The organism is Ornithinibacillus salinisoli (genome assembly GCF_042684965.1).
Lineage (GTDB): Bacteria > Bacillota > Bacilli > Bacillales > Amphibacillaceae > Ornithinibacillus > Ornithinibacillus salinisoli.
This window is the reverse complement of record NZ_JBHUMI010000009.1, coordinates 240,986-260,658: the sequence shown is the minus strand read 5'-3', so window position 1 is coordinate 260,658 and position 19,673 is coordinate 240,986. Positions and strand designations below refer to the sequence as shown.

The 19,673-nt window shown below is 35.0% G+C and carries 21 protein-coding genes; all 21 read right to left on the bottom strand.

The annotated features are described in order from the left end of the window. Positions 1 to 29 precede the first annotated feature (29 nt). Complete coding sequence (locus ACFSTA_RS06200) at positions 30 to 827, bottom strand: phosphatidate cytidylyltransferase (protein WP_377555727.1); 798 nt, start codon at positions 825 to 827, stop codon at positions 30 to 32. 15 nt (positions 828 to 842) lie between these two features. Continuing rightward, the gene (locus ACFSTA_RS06195; protein WP_377555726.1) at positions 843 to 1,607 is read right to left on the bottom strand and encodes an isoprenyl transferase; all 765 of its coding nucleotides are present in this window, start codon (positions 1,605 to 1,607) and stop codon (positions 843 to 845) included. 234 nt (positions 1,608 to 1,841) lie between these two features. Continuing rightward, positions 1,842 to 2,399, bottom strand: a complete 558-nt coding sequence (gene frr, locus ACFSTA_RS06190) for a ribosome recycling factor (RefSeq protein ID WP_377555725.1) — start codon at positions 2,397 to 2,399, stop codon at positions 1,842 to 1,844. 2 nt (positions 2,400 to 2,401) lie between these two features. Continuing rightward, the gene (gene pyrH / locus ACFSTA_RS06185) at positions 2,402 to 3,124 is read right to left on the bottom strand and encodes a UMP kinase (protein WP_377555724.1); all 723 of its coding nucleotides are present in this window, start codon (positions 3,122 to 3,124) and stop codon (positions 2,402 to 2,404) included. A gap of 100 nt (positions 3,125 to 3,224) precedes the next feature. Next, complete coding sequence (tsf, locus tag ACFSTA_RS06180; protein ID WP_377555722.1) at positions 3,225 to 4,109, bottom strand: translation elongation factor Ts; 885 nt, start codon at positions 4,107 to 4,109, stop codon at positions 3,225 to 3,227. A 241-nt stretch (positions 4,110 to 4,350) separates the two neighbouring features. Continuing rightward, the gene (rpsB, locus tag ACFSTA_RS06175; RefSeq protein ID WP_377555721.1) at positions 4,351 to 5,100 is read right to left on the bottom strand and encodes a 30S ribosomal protein S2; all 750 of its coding nucleotides are present in this window, start codon (positions 5,098 to 5,100) and stop codon (positions 4,351 to 4,353) included. Between the two features lie 194 nt (positions 5,101 to 5,294). Further along, entirely contained in the window at positions 5,295 to 5,741 is a 447-nt protein-coding gene (locus tag ACFSTA_RS06170; RefSeq protein WP_377555720.1) for a DUF6115 domain-containing protein, read from the bottom strand. Positions 5,742 to 5,751: 10 nt separating this feature from the next. Then, positions 5,752 to 6,054, bottom strand: a complete 303-nt coding sequence (locus tag ACFSTA_RS06165) for a hypothetical protein (protein WP_377555719.1) — start codon at positions 6,052 to 6,054, stop codon at positions 5,752 to 5,754. A gap of 21 nt (positions 6,055 to 6,075) precedes the next feature. Further along, positions 6,076 to 7,446 carry a DUF342 domain-containing protein gene (locus ACFSTA_RS06160; RefSeq protein ID WP_377555717.1) on the bottom strand — a complete coding sequence of 457 codons (1,371 nt, stop codon included), beginning with the start codon at positions 7,444 to 7,446 and terminating at the stop codon, positions 6,076 to 6,078. 20 nt (positions 7,447 to 7,466) lie between these two features. Further along, the gene (locus ACFSTA_RS06155; RefSeq protein WP_377555716.1) at positions 7,467 to 8,234 is read right to left on the bottom strand and encodes a FliA/WhiG family RNA polymerase sigma factor; all 768 of its coding nucleotides are present in this window, start codon (positions 8,232 to 8,234) and stop codon (positions 7,467 to 7,469) included. Positions 8,235 to 8,334: 100 nt separating this feature from the next. After that, the gene (locus ACFSTA_RS06150) at positions 8,335 to 8,832 is read right to left on the bottom strand and encodes a chemotaxis protein CheD (RefSeq protein ID WP_377555715.1); all 498 of its coding nucleotides are present in this window, start codon (positions 8,830 to 8,832) and stop codon (positions 8,335 to 8,337) included. Next, entirely contained in the window at positions 8,825 to 9,460 is a 636-nt protein-coding gene (locus ACFSTA_RS06145) for a chemotaxis protein CheC (RefSeq protein ID WP_377555714.1), read from the bottom strand. The genes ACFSTA_RS06150 and ACFSTA_RS06145 overlap by 8 nt, the downstream gene beginning before the upstream one ends. 4 nt (positions 9,461 to 9,464) lie before the next feature. Next, a complete protein-coding gene (locus ACFSTA_RS06140) occupies positions 9,465 to 9,935 on the bottom strand; it encodes a chemotaxis protein CheW (protein WP_377555713.1) in 471 nt (156 codons plus the stop codon). Positions 9,936 to 10,385: 450 nt separating this feature from the next. Next, positions 10,386 to 12,401 carry a chemotaxis protein CheW gene (locus ACFSTA_RS06135; protein ID WP_377555712.1) on the bottom strand — a complete coding sequence of 672 codons (2,016 nt, stop codon included), beginning with the start codon at positions 12,399 to 12,401 and terminating at the stop codon, positions 10,386 to 10,388. Position 12,402: 1 nt separating this feature from the next. Beyond that, entirely contained in the window at positions 12,403 to 13,455 is a 1,053-nt protein-coding gene (locus ACFSTA_RS06130; RefSeq protein ID WP_377555711.1) for a protein-glutamate methylesterase/protein-glutamine glutaminase, read from the bottom strand. Positions 13,456 to 13,460: 5 nt separating this feature from the next. Beyond that, the gene (locus ACFSTA_RS06125) at positions 13,461 to 14,324 is read right to left on the bottom strand and encodes a MinD/ParA family protein (protein WP_377555710.1); all 864 of its coding nucleotides are present in this window, start codon (positions 14,322 to 14,324) and stop codon (positions 13,461 to 13,463) included. Further along, complete coding sequence (gene flhF, locus ACFSTA_RS06120; protein ID WP_377555709.1) at positions 14,317 to 15,447, bottom strand: flagellar biosynthesis protein FlhF; 1,131 nt, start codon at positions 15,445 to 15,447, stop codon at positions 14,317 to 14,319. The genes ACFSTA_RS06125 and flhF overlap by 8 nt, the downstream gene beginning before the upstream one ends. After that, positions 15,444 to 17,480: a flagellar biosynthesis protein FlhA gene (gene flhA / locus ACFSTA_RS06115; protein WP_377555708.1), complete on the bottom strand. Its 2,037-nt coding sequence runs from the start codon at positions 17,478 to 17,480 to the stop codon at positions 15,444 to 15,446. The genes flhF and flhA overlap by 4 nt, the downstream gene beginning before the upstream one ends. Positions 17,481 to 17,497: 17 nt before the next feature. Beyond that, positions 17,498 to 18,580, bottom strand: a complete 1,083-nt coding sequence (flhB, locus tag ACFSTA_RS06110; protein ID WP_377555707.1) for a flagellar biosynthesis protein FlhB — start codon at positions 18,578 to 18,580, stop codon at positions 17,498 to 17,500. 1 nt (position 18,581) lies between these two features. Further along, complete coding sequence (gene fliR, locus ACFSTA_RS06105; protein WP_377555705.1) at positions 18,582 to 19,361, bottom strand: flagellar biosynthetic protein FliR; 780 nt, start codon at positions 19,359 to 19,361, stop codon at positions 18,582 to 18,584. Between the two features lie 3 nt (positions 19,362 to 19,364). Continuing rightward, entirely contained in the window at positions 19,365 to 19,634 is a 270-nt protein-coding gene (gene fliQ, locus ACFSTA_RS06100; RefSeq protein ID WP_377555704.1) for a flagellar biosynthesis protein FliQ, read from the bottom strand. Positions 19,635 to 19,673: the final 39 nt, after the last annotated feature.

Sequence of the window (19,673 nt, the reverse complement as noted above, 5' to 3'; positions counted from 1 at the left end):
CACCTTCCTTTAATTGTCTAGGAAAATAATTAACTAACAATAAACTGAATGAAATGCAGCATTGGAAAGACAAATAACAGGCTATCAAAACGATCAAGTATGCCTCCATGACCTGGTAATAGATCACCTGAGTCTTTCACATGATAATGCCGTTTAAATGCAGATTCTATTAAATCACCAACCTGCCCGAAAATGGAAACCAGAACAGATACAATGATTATCGTAAGCATACTTACTGGTAATGGAAATAATAATTGATAAATAACACCTACAATAGTAGCTAATAATATCCCACCAACTGCACCTTCAATTGTTTTATTAGGACTAATTTGCGGCCATAGTTTTCTTTTCCCAAATGATCGACCACTAAAATATGCTCCTGTATCTGTAGCCCAAACCACAACTAACACATAAAATATATACGCCAGTCCATCAGGAGCGTTTCTCGTCTCGTGGAAATAAAGAAAACCCATCCCAACATATAATGCTGAGAATAATATAAAACCTGCATCATCAAATGTAAACTTATTTTTCACTAAAACTGTATATGCTAATAATAGCATAACAAACATCATAATTACTTCCGTTTTACTAAACCACGTAAATAGCAATGTTTCTGTATCTGGTTCTCGTATGACTAGCCAAACAAGTACAATAGCTAATATAGATGGTATAGATATAATTGCAATTTTATGCATTCTCATTAATTCGATTAAACCAATAGTTGCTAAAAGGTAAATAAGAATAGTAAATGGTAGTTCTCCGTATAGTACAATTGGAATAAAAATAATAAGTGCTAAAATTGCGGTTTGGATTCGTTGTTTCATTTACCTTTCATCACCTTATATTCCTCCATAACGTCTTTTTCGTTGTTGATAATCAAGGAGTGCTTGTTTAAATATTTCTTCACTAAAGTCTGGCCAAAGTACATCCGTAAACCAAAATTCCGTGTATGCCAACTGCCACAATAAGAAGTTACTTAATCGCATTTCCCCGCTTGTCCGTATTAATAAATCGGGGTCGGAGATGCCGTTTGTATACAGGTATTCTGAGAAAGTACTTTCATCAATTTCATCAACGGAAATTTTTGAAAGATCTGCATCCGACATAATCAATTTGATTGCGCGCATGATTTCATATCTACTTCCATAGTTTAAAGCAAAATTCAACAATAAGCCATCATTATCTTTGGTTTGATCCTTGGCATATTGAATAGCTTCTTTTGTGTAATCTGGCAATCCGTTAAAGTCACCAATTGTATCAATACGAACATTATTTTCTATTAATCCTGGTAAGTACGTATGTAAAAAATCTTTTGGCAACCGCATAATAAACTCTACTTCAGGTTTAGGTCTTTTCCAATTCTCTGTTGAAAATGCAAAAAGCGTAAGAATTTTGATATCAAAGTTCACTGCTGCTTTCACGGTATTACTTACAACATCCATTCCCTCTTTATGCCCTGCAACACGCGGCAATCCTTTTTGCTTAGCCCAACGTCCATTGCCATCCATAATAATTGCAACATGCTCAGGTACATTTAATAGATCACAGTCATTCTGAAGCTGTGTTGGTTTCTTTCTCTTAAAAAAAGGAAATTTCATTGACATAGTTTGTCCTCCGAACCCTGGTATTAATCAAATCTAATTCTTACAACTTTACAATAATATGTTACTGAAAAGATATTAGTATATAATATGTATTTAGTAGTATAAGTAAAACACTATTATAGCATTTAACCAATATTAATTATAACTTATTTACTAAAGAATACAAAAGCCCCCTTAAACAAGAGGGCTTTTGCTTCTTATTTTCTAAAAAATAATCTCAAAGATCAAATTAGATTAAACTTCCATTATTTCATTTTCTTTATTCTTAGCAAGTTGATCAATTTCAGCAATATGTTTATCCGTTTCCTTTTGAACTTGATCTTGCGCAATACGAAGTTCATCTTCCGTTAAATCGCCATTTTTCTCCGCTTTTTTAAGCTGATCATTGCCATCTCTTCTCGCATTTCTTACTTGAACACGAAATTCTTCGGCAAATTTCCCTACAACTTTTACTAAGTCCTTACGGCGCTCCTCTGTTAAAGCAGGAATATTAATACGAATGACATTTCCATCACTTGATGGAGATAGTCCAAGATCTGCCTTTTGAATCGCTTTTTCGATATCACTAATTGCTGTCTTATCATAAGGAGTGATAACAAGTAAACGTGCTTCTGGTGCAGAAATTGTAGCCAATTGATTTAGTGGTGTTGAAGCTCCATAATAATCCACAAATACACTGTCTAAAAGGCTAGGGTTAGCACGACCTGCTCTTACGCTTGCTAAATTTCTAGAAAATGCTTGTACAGCCTGCTTCATTTTATCTTGGCTTTGATTTAATATAGCATCTGACATTACTATTTCCCCCTTATTGTTGTTCCGATTTCTTCACCTTGAACAACTTTTTTAATATTACCTTCTTCCGTAATTGAAAATACAACTAACGGAATATCATTATCCATACATAAAGATGACGCTGTTGAATCCATTACTCCTAGACCTTCATTCAACATTTCCATATACGATAAGTTATCATATTTTTCGGCATTTTTATTAATTTTTGGATCGTCCGTATAAACACCATCGACATTATTCTTTGCCATTAAAATTACTTCTGCTTCAATTTCGGCTGCACGTAAGGCTGCTGTAGTATCCGTAGAAAAGTAAGGATTACCTGTTCCAGCTGCAAAAATGACAACACGTTTTTTTTCTAAGTGGCGGATTGCTTTTCTTCGAATGTATGGTTCTGCAACTTGGCGCATTTCAATGGAAGTTTGAACACGAGTAGGTATACCTATCGTTTCTAAACTATCTTGTAAGGCTAATGAATTCATTACTGTAGCTAGCATTCCCATATAATCAGCGTTTGCACGATCCATTCCCATCTCACTGCCAACTTTGCCACGCCAAATATTACCTCCACCTACAACAACAGCTACTTCTACACCAAGTTCTGCAACTTCCTTCACTTGTCGAGCTACTGATTGAATTACTTTCGGTTCAATGCCATATCCCAGTTTTCCACTTAATGCTTCTCCACTTAATTTTAACACAATTCTACGGTAACGAGCTGTTGTCATAATAACCTCCAAAGAAATTTAATAATTTGATATACTTCGTAAGATATAGTACTTCTTCATGGAGAAATAGGGAACATAAGATGTCCCCTATTTAATGAAATTATTTCTTTACTTGGCTCATTACTTCTTCCGCAAAGTTCTCTTCACGTTTTTCCATACCTTCTCCTACTTCATATCGAACAAAAGTTTTTACTGTAGCACCTTTGTCAGCAACAAACTTCTTCACTTTTTGATCAGGATCTTTTACAAAGCTTTGATCTAATAAGCAAATGTCTTCAAAGAATTTCCCAAGACGACCCTCAACCATTTTCTCAACGATATTTTCAGGTTTACCTTCGTTTAATGCTTGAGTCTTTAATACTTCACGCTCACGTGCAACTTCTTCTTCTGAAACTTCATCACGTGAAACATATTTAGGGTTTACAGCTGCTGCATGCATAGCTATATCTTTTGCAACAGAGTCATCGGTAGTTCCTTCAAGTAAGGTTAACACTCCAATTCGTCCACCCATATGAAGGTATGAACCGAATGAATCATTGTCAGTTTTATTTAGTACTGTAAAACGACGTAATGAAATCTTTTCACCGATTTTTGCTACTGTAGAGTTAATGTACGTCTCAACAGTATCTCCATTACCATGAAGTGGTTGTTGTAAAGCTTCTTCAACAGATGAAGGCTTCTGTTCAACTAAGTGTTTACCTAGGTCAGATAAAAGGTTTTTGAACTGATCATTCTTTGTAACGAAATCCGTTTCACAATTCACTTCTAAAAGAACTGCTGAATTACCATCTACTTCGATATATGTAGAACCTTCTGCTGCGATACGATCTGCTTTTTTAGCCGCTTTTGCAATTCCTTTCTCACGTAAGAAGTCAATTGCTTTATCAAGATCGCCATCTGTTTCAGTAAGTGCTTTTTTACAATCCATCATACCAGCGCCTGTTTTTTCACGAAGTTCCTTTACCATTTTAGCTGTAATTGCCATTGTAATTCCTCCTTAGTTCTTATCCATATTCTTTTTTAAAAAGGGTGATAAAAGGCTTATCCTCTTATCACCCCGACCTTTTTTTAAAACGTCCAGCTCCAGCGCCCAGCGACTAGTGCGACTTCCCTCACGTTCGTACAATAAGTCAACATCGGTTCGCTTTCGCTTACCGTGTTTCCTTTATCTCCTACCGTTCAGTCCAGTCCATACGTCGCTAAACGGGCGCTTACGCTTTTGCTTACTAGTTTTGTTCTACTTCTTCTTTTTCAGCAGAAACAGTTTCTTCTGTTTGAACTTCTTCCATTTCTTCGCCTTGTTTAACTTCTAAAATAGCATCTGCCATTTTACCAGTTAAAAGTTTAACCGCACGAATTGCATCATCGTTAGCTGGGATTACATAGTCGATTTCATCCGGATCACAGTTAGTATCTACAATACCAATGATTGGGATGTTTAATTTATGAGCTTCAGCAATTGCAATACGCTCTTTACGTGGGTCGATTACAAACAATGCATCTGGAAGTTTTTTCATATCTTTAATTCCACCAAGGAATTTAACAAGACGTTCTTTTTCTTTTAATAAGCCTACAACTTCTTTTTTAGGTAGCACTTCGAAAGTTCCGTCTTCTTCCATACGCTCAATATCAATTAAACGATTAATACGTTTACGGATTGTTTGGAAGTTTGTTAATGTTCCACCTAACCAACGTTGGTTTACAAAATACATTCCAGAACGGATTGCTTCCTCTTTCACAGAATCCTGTGCCTGTTTTTTTGTACCTACGAAAAGAATTGTTCCACCATTGGCAGCAACTTCTTTCACATAGTTATATGCTTCATCTACCTTTTTAACCGTTTTTTGTAGGTCGATGATGTAAATACCGTTACGCTCCGTAAAGATGTATTTCTTCATCTTAGGGTTCCAACGGCGTGTCTGATGTCCAAAATGTACACCAGCTTCAAGTAATTGCTTCATAGATATTACTGACATAAAAATTTCCTCCTAAATGGTTTTTTTCCTCCGTTTGTATCATCTTTGTATAAGACCATAATAAATGGCACCATATATACAAATTAACAAACGTGTGTTTTTTTTACATGTTCACTATATGTAGTAAACATTGCATTTACACCAAAAATAAATATATCATAATGGTCCATTGTAATCAAGCGATAAAATTAATTTTATCCATATAATTTTATTGTTAATTCTACTTCTGTTTTACCACAATTTAAATTACGTGCTATTTTTTCATTAGAATACCCTTTTTGATGTAGTTGAAGAATTCTCGCTTGTAAGGAAGCTTGCACTTCGTCATTCATCGTTTCCATGTTTTCAGGGGTGTATTCACTATTTTGTTCAAAATCATCTGTCTCAACTACATTTATTTTTTCATGATCGGAGAGTTCTTCAACTTTTTGACTCACTGATTTTATTGGACTGCTCGTTGAAATTTCATGTTGGAGTCTTTCGTTTTCCGTTTTTATTTCTTCTAGATAGGTTTCTAGTAATTCAGGTAAGTCCGTATGATTGTTGTCCTTTAGTGATTGTACTTGCTTCAATAAGAAATAAACACCACTTAACGTAATGATATGGAGTAAAAAACTAATAATTAATAAGAATGATGTCATAAAATCCCTTCTATCCTGTGAAGTCGAAGTTGGTTCCTAAATAAGGATGATCGACCGTTTTATTTCCTTTATTTGTTTCATCTGACTGTTCTATTTCACTACTGTTATTCGTATAATCATCTTCTTCAAATTTTGCTTCGTTAACTGTTTCCATCTCTTGAACTCTTTTTCGCTTCAATTCTTCTTGCTTTGATTGACTTTGCGCAAGCGACTCTTGAAAATGTTGATTTTGTTTCAACATTTGATCTTGAAGTTTTCCTGCATCTTGGGTTCTTGGTAGTGCCACTTGCAATTCTATTGATTTCCAACTCAAGTAGAATCACCCTCTTCACTATTACAGGTTAAGAATTGCAATTTCCTGATTCTTTAATTTCATTTGAACGTGTTGGTGTGTTGTACGAATAACTTTCTTGTATTTTCCAAAACTTATGAGTACATTGGGGTACACGTGACTGTTCACTACTAATTTTGCTTTCTTTTCATCTCCTAAGCTTGAATTGATGTGCATAAGCATCTCTTCTATATCTTGGAGTTTTTTTGTTGTTTGCTCAACCGATTTCTTTTGTTTATGAAACGCGGCTTTCAATTTAGGATTAAGGTGAACATCATTTCTTTCTTTTAGCTTATTGCCTATAATAGTTAACTTCGACAATGTATCCCTTAATTCCTGTTTTTGAACTATTAATTTTTCTTCTTGATCCTTTTGCAGTTTATTCACTCCGAAAGTTATCTCTGTTTTTGTATGTAGTTTATTACCAATTTCTTTTGCTTCAATTAATTCTCCTGCCGAAATAGTACCTCCAATAATATTGCCACGCTGACAAATAATTTGGTTATTTGCCGTTAGAATACTATGTAATATAGAGTTTTCTACAAATATGTCTTTTCCAGCTGAAACTTCACCTTGATTAATATTGCCGATATGTATGTTATTATCTGCAATAATTTTTCCTTTTTGCTGTCCAGCCAATCCCTCAGATACGTATATAGAACCACCAGCAGTAATCTCAGCTGCTTCTACCATTCCAAATATTTTAACATCCCCACCAGCTTGAACTTTGTAACCTGATGGGACATCACCATGAATAGTTATCGAACCCACAAAATCTAGATTTCCATCCTTCATCGTTAATGTATCTTTTATTTCGTAAACTTCAAATACATCAATGGCATGAACACTTGCACTTACTTGCCCATCAGATATAGCAAAAAAGGTGAGAGATTCCTCTTGAAAGACAACATTTTGACCAGCACGAATAGTAGCTGGTTTACCTGATTTAGCTGGAATGCTATTTCCTTGTATATTTTTACCCTCCACACCAATTGTCGGTGGTATTACCGTGGCTATCTTTTGTCCCTTCTGAACAGACGGAATACGCATTACATCACGGAAATTCCAATTATCATTTTTTTCAACTTCTGCGTGAAAATTTAATACATACTGTACATAACCATTTTCACCATCCCTTACTGGTGTGCCTCTAGCTATTATTATGGGAAATTGATCTTCTGGAGGTTTTGTAGTAAGTAGTTGTACGTGATCTTTCAAAATACCGTGATTAATTTTATTATGTGCTAAATATTGCAGAAGGTCATCTTCCGTTATGTCTAAATCTTTTTCTAGGTAGCCTTGTGTACAATGAATTTCCGCATACATGAGATCATTGGATTGTTTGATGTGAAAATACTCTTGTAACCGATCCATGCTCTTCCCCTCTTCAGATATTATAGTTTTTCAAGAACGCTTCTTAGTTTAACAACAGCCTTTTTATGGATTTGTGATATTCTTGATGTCGTTAACCCTAAAACTTGCCCTATCTCTGTAAAGGTTAATTCTTCATGATAAAAAAGACTAATAATCATCTGTTCGTTTTGATTCAATGTCTTAATACCTTCAGCTAACTCTTGATTCAATTCATTCTTAACGATATTTTCGTCTGGTAATCTAGTTGTTCTATCTGGTATGGAATAGCCAATTCCTTCCTTTTGATCAAATGAACCATCTTTTGGTTTTTCTTCTATAGACAAGACATTTGCAAATAGCGAATCACGAATTAAAGACTCGACTTCCTTTACTGGAAGATCTGCTTCCTTAGCAATTTCACTAGCACTTGCTTCTCTTTTATAAGCCTGCTCTAGTTGCTGAGAAATTTGCTCTACTTTCTTCGCCTTATCTCGGATTGATCTCGGCAGCCAATCCTCTTTTCGTAAACCGTCAATTATCGCTCCTCGAATACGGAATGATGCGTAAGTTTCAAATTTCAAATCCCTTTCAATGTCGAATTTTTTTAACGCATCATACAATCCAAGTAAACCAAGACTCTTTAGATCTTCCTTTAAAACACTACTTGGTAAATGACTAGCTGTCCGATCGACGTGATAATTCACTAAATACGTATAATGATGTATTAACTCATTTGCTGCTTCGTTATCTTGACTATTTAGCCATTTATTCCACAACTCTTGTTCTTGAGGAGTTCTATTTGCTTTCATTTTCACCGCCCCTCCCCATTTATTCCTACATTGGAAATTTACAAATCTCTCTACTCTTCGTATTAGTTATCAACAAGTTTATTATTACCACTGAACAAAATTATATAATTTCTTCCCCTTTAGAAACTGTCCGAACCCTTAGTTCACCATTGTTTGGATCAAATTCGATTGTTCGTCCACATTTTCCGCCAACATCGGTTGCTACAACAGGAATATGATGCTCCTTTAACTTAGCTAATACCGCCTCTATATTACGTTGTCCAATTCGTATTACGTCAGGGTTAGCGGAAAATTGAAACATTTGCGCTCCTCCTGCTAACTTTGCCTTTAAAGCAAACTTCCTAGCACCATTTTTGTATAATTCTTCAATCATATTATCTATTGCCGTATCTGCATATTTACTCTCATTAAAATTTGTTTGTTTAGCCATGCTTGAATCAGGTAACATAATATGAGCTAAACCTGCAGTCTTTTTTGATAAATCATAAATGATTACACCAACACAGGAACCTAGGCCTGAAGTTCGAATTGTCTGTGGTGCTTTCACAATATTTATTTCAGCTATTCCGACTTTAACAATTGATACTACTTCAGTCATAATCATTAATTCCTAGAGCTCGAAATATTTTCGTAAACGACTCAGGTGCAGGAAGTAGCATGAATTGACCATTTATACCGTTTTTCATATTTACATCATTTATTTTCGTATCAATAATTATGGCATAATCAGTTACTTGTGATAATTCAAGTAAACCAACTGTCAATATAGCCCCAGCCATATCAATGCTTAAATGTGGTATGGAAGGATGCATATTCATTTTAGTGAAGTCAGAGAGTGCTGATAAATAGGAGCCAGCTAATATATTTCCAGTTTCTTGTAATGCTGAAATAGCAAACTCATTAGGTGCTCCTTCGTCAAAAAGTTTTACGTCAGAATTCAATGTTATGTGACCAACTAGAGCCTCTGCCTCTTCCATTGTAAAAAGTAGATACACCGTTCCAGGTGCATCACCATGTATTTGAAACATGACGGCAACGATTAATGAATCTGCACCACCAATCATATCCATCACTTCATTAAACGCTACAATTTTCACACTTGGAACTTGCATATCAATTTTCTCATTAATCATTTTGGACATCGAAGTTGCGGCATTTCCTGCTCCAATATTTCCTATTTCTCGAAGTGCATCTAGTTGAATTGTCGATAGTTCATCAAAATTCATAGCCTTAACCTTCTACTGTTTTCAATTCTTTTAATTCCTCATTTGTTAAGACTTTCTGCAAATCCAGTAATATAAGTAGTCGGTTGTCTAATTTAGCTACGCCTTCAATATAATCAACGTGGACTGCACCAACAACTTCTGGGGCAGGTTCAATTGCGTCAACAGGGATATCAAGAACGTCATTAGCGGCATCAACGATTAATCCAACTTCTAAACCATCTAAGTGAACAATAATAATACGGGTAGATTCATCATACTCTGATTCTTCTATTCCAAAGCGGACACGTAGGTCAATGATTGGTGTGACAACACCCCGTAAATTGATTACACCTTTAACAAAATCAGCTGTCTGTGGTACACGTGTAATTTTCACTAGTCTTTCAATCGAACCAACTTGATTAACAGATACAGCAAATTCTTCATCTTTTAATTGAAATACAATAACCTTTTGTTCTACCATAGTTTCATTTTCCATATAAATATCCTCCTAGTTACAATTCATTTATTTACATTAGACTCTTTTCACTTCGTTTGTTGCTAGTTATACATAAACTGCGACATAACTTTTGCGTAGATTTACTTTCACAGTCTAATTCAATAGTGTGCTACAAAACCGCTCCGTCAGAATACTTCGCTGATGGTAATTTCTTATTTAAAGAAAAAGTGTTACTACTTCACTAGCGTAGGAAATACACGAAGACTCTTGCGGGAAAATAGGCATCGGTGAGACCCCACAGTGCGTAGCACGAGGAGGCCCACTAGCCGTCCGCGGAAAGCGAAGTGTTTTTCCGAAGCGGTGTTGCGAGCGTTATATTAATTCACAATTTGTAGTCTGAGCAATTTTTGATATGTTCCTGCACATTTTCTATCAATTACTCATTAAGATTAAAAACTTGGAAAAAGCAGCAATTTAATTGAAAATCTCCTACTTTACTAATGCATTGCTATCAATTATTAAGGAAACTTCACCATCGCCAAGGATAGTTGCACCGGAAATCGCAAATGCATTCGTTAGATAATTTCCTAAAGATTTTAACACTACTTCTTGTTGTCCAATAAACGAATCTACTACTAGCCCAGCTAGTTTGTTACCTTTTTTTACGATAACAACCGATACATAATCACTTGAACTGTCATTCTTGTTCGATACAGCAAATATATCTTTTAAATATGCTAGAGGTACTACCTTACCGCGAAAATCTATTACACTTTTATTATGTGCTGATAAAATTTGATCCTTATGAATAATTGATGTTTCAATAATGGATGAAAGTGGAATAGCATATTTTTCATTTTCTAATTCTACTAATAACACGGAAATAATCGACAATGTTAAAGGGAGTTGGATTGAAAAAACAGAACCTTCATTCACATTAGAATTAATCGAAATGTTTCCACCTAACGATTCAATTGTATTTTTTACGACGTCTAACCCAACTCCACGTCCAGAGATGTCTGAAATTTGATCTGCAGTTGAAAATCCACTCGCCATAATGAGCTCATAGATTTGCTGATCGGTTAATGTTTCCGATTCAGTCTCACTAATAATGCCATTATCTAATGCTTTAGCAAGAACTTTATCTTTATTAATTCCTGCTCCATCATCCCTAATTTCTATAAAGACATGGTTTCCACTATGATAAGCTTCTAATTTTATCGTACCTTGTTCTGGCTTACCTTTTTTCACACGTTCTTCTGGTGATTCAATACCATGGTCTATTGCATTTCTTAATAAATGAACGAGCGGATCTCCGATTTCATCAATCACCGTACGGTCTAACTCCGTATCAGCTCCGATAATTTCCAATTCTATATTCTTTTGTAGATCACGTGCTAGATTACGAATCATCCTTGGGAAACGACTAAATACATGATCTATTGGTACCATACGCATCGTTAAAATAATATTTTGCAAATCCCCAGATACGCGTGACATCCGTTCAACCGTTTCTTGTAAATCCTGATGCTTCAAATCATCTGCTATTTGTTCTAATCTCCCACGGTCAATAACAAGTTCCTCAAATAAATTCATCAATACATCTAATCTATCAATATTCACACGGATTGTTTTACTAGGTGATCCATTAGAATTGCTTACTTGTTTCTCTTTATTTGGCTTTTTCGATTCTTGTTCTTTTTCTGGAGTTAATTCTTCCTTTTTCATTTCTTCTTTAAATGCATCCACCGAAAAATGATTGATTGAAACATGATCAATCTCGGAAACTTTTAATATCTTTTCCTCAATTTCTGATTGGGAGGACTCCGAAACGAGTATTAAGCTGAATGAAAAGTCAAAATTTTCTTCTTCTAATTCACTCACTGATGGTTCTGAGCGAATGACTTCCCCTAATTTTTCTAATACCTCAAAGACCATAAATACACGAGCACCTTTAAGCAGACAATCTTCTCTTAACGCAACCGTTATTTCGTAGTTGGAGAACCCACGTTCAACAGACTCATTTAAAATGGATAGCTCAAAATCGTCTAGTTGTTCAATGGTTTGTAAACTTCCCCTAGGTTCTTGTACGGATTTCTTATCCACTATTTCTTTTGGAGAATCTTCGCCACTTTCAATGTCTTCTAATTTTGCGGTAATAGAGCGAACATCTCTTTTCCCATCTCCGCCATTTGCTATTTCTTCTACCATTGCATTTAAGTGATCGACAGACTCAAATAATGTATCTATCATTTCCGCATTTACTACTATTTGATCATATCGTATTCCATCGAAAATATTTTCTAGCTTGTGTGTTAGATTTGCAATATCTTGATAACCCATCGTAGCAGACATACCCTTTAACGTATGTGCTGCACGAAAAATCTCATCAATAATCACTTTTTCTGTTGGTTTCTTTTCTAAATCGAGCAGTTTTTTATACAAAACTTCTAGATGTTCCGAACTTTCGTCAATAAATACGTCTAAATATTGCGTAGTATCCATGTTATCTCCCCCCTAGTCTTTTCGTAATCGTATGGACCATTTGTCCAATTTGTTGAATATGTAAAATATAATTAACAACATTTGTTTTTATTGCTGACTTCGGCATTCCATATACGATGGATGACTCTTCCGATTCCGCAACGATAAGGGAACTTGGATCTTGCTCTTTTAAGTATTTAATTCCCTCTGATCCATCACTTCCCATCCCAGTCAATATGACAGCTATTTTATTTACTTTGTTTATCTGTGCTAATGACTCAATTAGGAAATCCACCGAGGGTTTATGTAAATACCCCAGACTATCGTCTATCAATTCAATCGCATTCGCAATACCAACATTCCGAATTTTCATGTGATAGCCTCCTGGAGCAATGTAGGCCGTTTTATCTTTAATAATTTCACCGTGCATAGCTTCCTTTACATGGACGTTACTTAGCAAATTGAGTCGATCTGCAAGTGATTTCGTAAAGCCTTTAGGCATATGCTGTGCAATTAATATCGGAGTAATAAAATCTTCGGGTAAATTAGTTAAAACACTTTGTAACGCTCTTGGTCCCCCAGTAGAGGAGCCTATTACAATCATTGATTTCTTATGTAACCCTGTAACATGTTGAAGGTTCGGTTCTTGTTTTACATGCTCTGTTTTTGTTAACTGTGCTTGTGAAGCAGCTAATACCTTTTGGATAATTTCATCTTTAATCGTGTTAATATCTAAAGAAATGGAACCAGAAGGCTTTGTGATGAAGTCTACTGCTCCATTTGATATTGCTTGAAGGGTCTTTGCAGCACCTTCACTAGTTACACTGGATAACATCACTACTGGCAATGGATTGGTATTCATTATCGTAGCAAGAGTAGAAATACCATCCATTTTTGGCATTTCTACATCTAGTGTAACAACGTCTGGATGCAGTTTTTTTACTTTTAAAAGGCATTCTTCACCATTTCGAGCTGTAGCAATAACTTGTATTCGATTATCACTTTCTAGTATGTCTGTAACCATTTTGCGCATAAAAGCGGAATCATCAACTACAATCACACGAATAGGATTCACAGCAGTTACCTCTCTTTTATTAGTCTTTTAAATTTTTGGATGAATGACGATGGCTCATTATGAGTACTTTCTTGTGTATCCGATATATAGCTTTTGGTAAGTTGTTTTAAAGATTTTGAAACTGCTGCTCTTTCATTATACAAGCTATAAGGAATTTGACGTATTACCGCTTTTGTTACTACTTGATCATCTGGTAGTACCCCTAGAAACTTAACTTCGAAATTTAAAAAATGCTTAATCACTCGCTTAAATCTCTCTAATGATTTCAAACCATTCTTGGGTGATGTTGAGCGATTCAACAACACATAAATAGGCATGCTTGATTGTTGGGTAACAATATGTTTTATCATACTATAAGCATCTGTTATGGATGTCGGTTCTGGAGTCGTAACAACAATACATTCATCAGCAGCTAGTACAAACGCCATACTTGTTGGAGTCGCACCAGCCCCCATATCAAAGATAATATAATCGTAAAGTTGGGTCAGTTTATTATACTGTTCAAAAAAATGAGCCATTTTCTCCTGATCCATCGTAAATACATCCGCTAACCCAGAGCCCCCAGAAATATACGCTAAATCACATGGACCCGTCTCAATAATATCATATATAGGTATATGATCATGTAACATGTCTACGATAGTTTTATTGGCTTGTAAACCTAACAATATTTCAACGTTTCCCATTCCGATATCTAAATCAACTAAAATAACTTTTTTTCCATTTCGACATAATTCTAAGGAGAAATTTAGTGCGACATTGGATTTTCCAACTCCGCCTTTTCCACTGACGAATGATATCGTTTTCGCTTGTCTAGGTTGTTGTAACATTTCAAACTTCCGACGCAAACCTTCCGCTTGATCATGCATCAATGAACTCACCCACTATATAATTACTTATTTTTTTTGGTGATGGCTGGAGGAGATCCTCTGGAACATCTTGTCCATTAGTCAAATAAGCAATCCCTATTTGCTTCTCGATTGCTAGATTTAACACACTTCCATATTGCCTAGTCTCATCAACTTTGGTTAAAATTACTTCCTTTATCGGAATATGATAAAAACTATTATAAATGTCTATCAAATCCTTTGGTTTGGCTGTTAATGCTAAGACTAAAAATGTTTCTACATCTTCATCTATATTGATATTATCCTTTAATTCTTTTACATATCTTTCATCCCTAAAATTTCTTCCTGCCGTATCAACCAGTATTAGGTCATAATCTTGAAACAGTTCAACTTTCTCTTTATATTCGTCTATTGAATAGGCAACTTCTAGAGGGACATCCAATATTTTGGCATATGTCTTAAGTTGTTCGATCGCCGCAATTCGGTACGTATCCATCGTAATAAAGGCAACCTTTTTTTTATCTTTAAGCATACTCTGTGCTGCAACCTTTGCTAATGTAGTCGTTTTTCCAACACCGGTAGGGCCAACGAATTGGACAATTTTTTTATCATAGGTAATGCCATGAAATGTCAATGAGCTAAGTTGCGTTTCAATTTCGCTTCGAACATCATTAATAATGGTCGAGGTATTGATGGAATTGTTATCCAATCTACTTTTCATTGTTTTTTGAATGATGTTTTCTGCTATATCCTTATTTACTTCTTGATCAACTAAAAACTCAAAAACTACTTGATAATCCAATTCAAATGTGTAATCCTTTTGGTCTGCTTGTTGTTGCATAATTTTCTTTAGATACTTTATTTCGTCTAAAATATCTGTATTACTTTTATCGGTAGGGGTCTCGATATTATTAAATGATCTTTTTGGTGCTTCTGCAGGCTGTCTTTGCCTTTTAGACTTTTCTGGAAGTGGATTTTTATCAAGTGCAGCAACTACTTCTATCTTCTTTTTTTTGAAAAATCCTAAAAATCCTTTATCTTGAATTTCTTTTGAATTCAAGATAACCGCATCAGGACCTAGCTCTTTTCTCACGATGCTCATAACTTCTGGCATCGTCGGTGCTACATATTTTTTTACCTTCATGCTACATTCACCACTCCAACGCTTTGAACTTGTACATTTGGTTCTAGCTCATTATAGGACAATACAATAACCTGTGGTAAAAACCGATCTAACAACTGCTTTACATACATTCGTATGGCTGGCGAGCATAATACAATCGCATTTTCTTCTTGCAATGTGAGCTTCTCAACTTCTTCGTGAATCGTAGTAACAATGGATTGTTGAGATTCTGGATCTAATGCTAAATAATTTCCATGCTCAGTCTGTTGAATGTTTTCAGCAATCAATTTCTCCACTTTTCCTGATATCGTGATCACTTTCAATGACAAATTATCAGATACAAATTGTTTCGTTATTTGCGAAGATAATGCCTGCCTTGCATACTCCCCTAACAATTCGGGATCATTCGTTAATTTAGCAAAGTCCGCTAACGTTTCGAATATAATCGGTAAATTTTTTATTGAAATATTTTCTTTCAACAGTTTACTGAGTACTTTTTGAATATCACCAATTGCTAAAGGTTCTGGTGTAACTTCTTCTACTAAAATCGGATAGCTTTCTTTTAAATGATCGATTAATTCTTTCGTTTCCTGTCTGCCAAGCAATGTATGTGCATGCTGTTTAATCACTTCTGTTATATGTGTTGACACAACAGATGGTGGATCAACGACTGTATAGCCCGATAGTTCCGCTTCATCTTTATGTTCTTCACTAATCCACTTAGCAGGTAATCCAAATGCCGGCTCTTGAGTATCAATTCCTTCTATCGTATCATCATCCATTTCAGGAGTCATAGCAAGAAAATGATCTAATAATAACTCTCCTTGCGCAACTTCATTCCCTTTTATTTTCAAACGATACTCATTTGGGTTTAATTGAATATTATCGCGGATTCTTACAACCGGTATAACAATACCTAATTCAATAGCAAGCTGCCGTCGAATCATGATAACTCGATCTAACAGATCCCCTCCTTGTTTGGCATCAACAAGTGGAATCAAAGAATATCCAAATTCAAATTCAATCGGATCCATATTGATTAGATTAACTACATTTTCCTGTGTTTTCATTTCAGAGCTTTCGGCTTCATCTTCTTGTTCCACATCTTGTATCTCAGGCTCTTTGATTTGCTGTAACAGCAAGTAACCTCCTAAAGCTAAAAACGCAGCAATAAATGTTGTTAGAAAGAAGTTAATTGGTGTTAATCCTAATAAGAAAATAGTCCCAGAAGCAATAAATAATAATTTCGGGTAACGTAATAACTGGTCCGTTACATCACTACCTAAATTATTACCTGATGATGAACTCCGTGTTACGACAATTCCTGTCGCAGTAGATATTAATAGTGCCGGAATTTGACTTACCAGACCATCCCCAACAGTTAATCGCATAAACGTGTTAACTGCTTCTTGGAAGGACATATCCATTTGAACCATTCCAATAATTAAGCCAAATAAAATGTTAATGAGTACGATAATAATACCAGCGATGGCATCTCCTTTTACAAACTTACTAGCACCATCCATGGAACCATGAAAATCTGCTTCATCCTCTACTGTTTTACGTCTATCCTTTGCTTCCTTTTCAGAAATTAATCCTGCATTTAAGTCCGCATCGATACTCATCTGTTTTCCTGGCATTGCATCTAGTGAAAAACGTGCGGCTACTTCCGACACACGTTCCGAACCTTTTGTAATTACTAGAAAATTAATTACTACTAAAATAACGAATACCACAAAACCAACTAACGCATTATCTCCTATTACAAACGAGCCAAAGGTATCAACAACTCCACCAGCATCTGCATCATTAAGAATAGATCTAGTAGTTGATACGTTCAATCCCAATCGAAATAATGTTAGTAACAATAAGAGAGACGGAAATATGGAGAATTGCAGTGCATCTTGCGTGTTCATTGAAACAAGAATAACGATTAATGCAAGTGTAATATTACATAATATAAGTACACTTAATAGCCATCCTGGTAATGGTATTACTAACATAATAATTATTAAAATAACGCCGAAAAGTACGGATAAATCACGTGCCTTCATGGATGTCTCTCTCCTTATTACCTAGCTTTTTTCTCTAAACGATAAACATATGCTAAAATTTCAGCAACAGCTTGATAAAACTCTTCTGGAATTGTATCTCCAATTTCAATCTTGTCATATAACGATCTTGCAAGTGGTTTATTCTCGACTGTTACAACATCATTTGCTTTCGCTATTTCTCTTATTCGGAAAGCCAAATGATCCACACCTTTTGCAACCACATATGGTGCACTTGCTTTTTCTTCATCATATTTTATTGCAATAGCAAAATGGGTTGGGTTTGTAATAACAACATCAGCATTTGGCACTTCACTCATCATACGACGCATTGCCATTTGACGCTGTCTTTCTTTAATTTTTGACTTAATTAAAGGGTCCCCTTCAATATTCTTATATTCATCTTTCACATCTTGTTTTGACATTCTCATATTTTTTTCAAAATCATAACGTTGATAGGCATAATCAAAAACAGACAGGAATAATAAAGCTATAGTAGCTGCAATCCCCATTATCATAGTGACGTTTCCAAAGAACGCCAATGCATTATCTGCATCTTTAAAAGCGATCATCATCATATCGTCTTTAAAGATCCAAATAACGGAGAACGTGATTACTCCAATGAAAACTATTTTTAACAATGATTTAAGCAACTCCACTAGTGCCCGAATAGAAAAAATTCGTTTTGCACCTTGGATTGGATCTATTTTCTTTAAATCGAATTTTAATGGCTCAGTCGTATATAAAAAACCAATTTGCATAAGATTTGATGCAAAGCCTGCGATAATAGCGACTAACATGATAGGGGAAAGTACTTTAGCCATTTCAATAGTACCCTCTAAGAAAACTTGATGTACGCTATTTGGCGTTATATCCCAATGGATATATTCTGTGAAGGAGTGCTGGTACATTGCTGTCATGTTATTTTTCATGAAACTGCCAAAAACAAATAAAATTATAAAAGAAGATAATAATAAAATTGCTGTATTCACATCTTGGCTTTTGGCAACTTTTCCTTTTTTACGCTCGTCCTGCCTTTTTTTCGGGGTAGCTTTTTCTGTTTTTTCACCTGCAAAAAACTGCAGGTCTAGTTTCAACTGCATTTTATACCCCTCCGAATAACTGCATAAGGCTTCGCATTGCTTCAAACATCGTTTCGAACAAATTCTTTACTAGTACCACATAAAGACTTAAGAAAAAAAATATTGCTACGAAGCTGACTAATATTTTTATCGGTAGCCCAACTACAAAAACATTTAACTGTGGTACGGTTCTAGCGATGATACCTAATGCTACATCCACTAAGAACAAACATCCAACAATAGGTATTGCTATTTGAAAAGCAATTAAAAACATATTATTGAATGTACGAATGATAAATTCTACTATATTACCGTCCTGAAAAGGGATAAACGTATCAATTGGTATAAATCGATAACTATTTACAATTCCATCTATTAATAAATGATGTCCATCTACCGATAATAGAAATAGAAGTGCAATGATATAAAAGTATTGACCCGTTAAAGGACTTTGAGCACCTGTTTGTGGGTCAACCACATTCGCAATGGCAAAACCCATTTGAAAATCTATAAACCCACCTGCAATTTGTACAGCAGAAATAATAATATAGCCAATCAAACCGATTAACAATCCAACAAGTATTTCTTTAACAATTAAAAATATATACAATTCGTCTATTACTATGGTAGAAGCATCAATTGTATAAAACATAATAAATGCTAAGAAGAAACTAAAACCAATTTTAAAAGGTAACGGTATGGTTCGATAAGAGAAAAAAGGCAATGTTACAAAAAATGCTGCAACTCGAACTAATACAAGTAAGAAAACAGGAAAACTATTGATATTAATTATTTCTAGCATATTTTAACCTACAAACTGATTTAAATTTTGTAATAAATCCGCTGTGAACTCCACCATCTTAGATAACATCCAAGGACCAAAAAATATTAATCCGACTAGTACTGCTACTATTTTCGGAATAAAGGCCAGGGTTTGTTCCTGAATTTGTGTTGTAGCTTGAAAGATACTAACAAGCAAACCAACAGCAAGTGCTAAAATTAATAATGGGCCCGTTACTAATAAAATAGTATATATTCCTTTTTCTGCTAAAGATAAAACAAATTCACTACTCAAAAATACGCACCCTTCCTCTTCCTCTTCCTACTTAGTAGT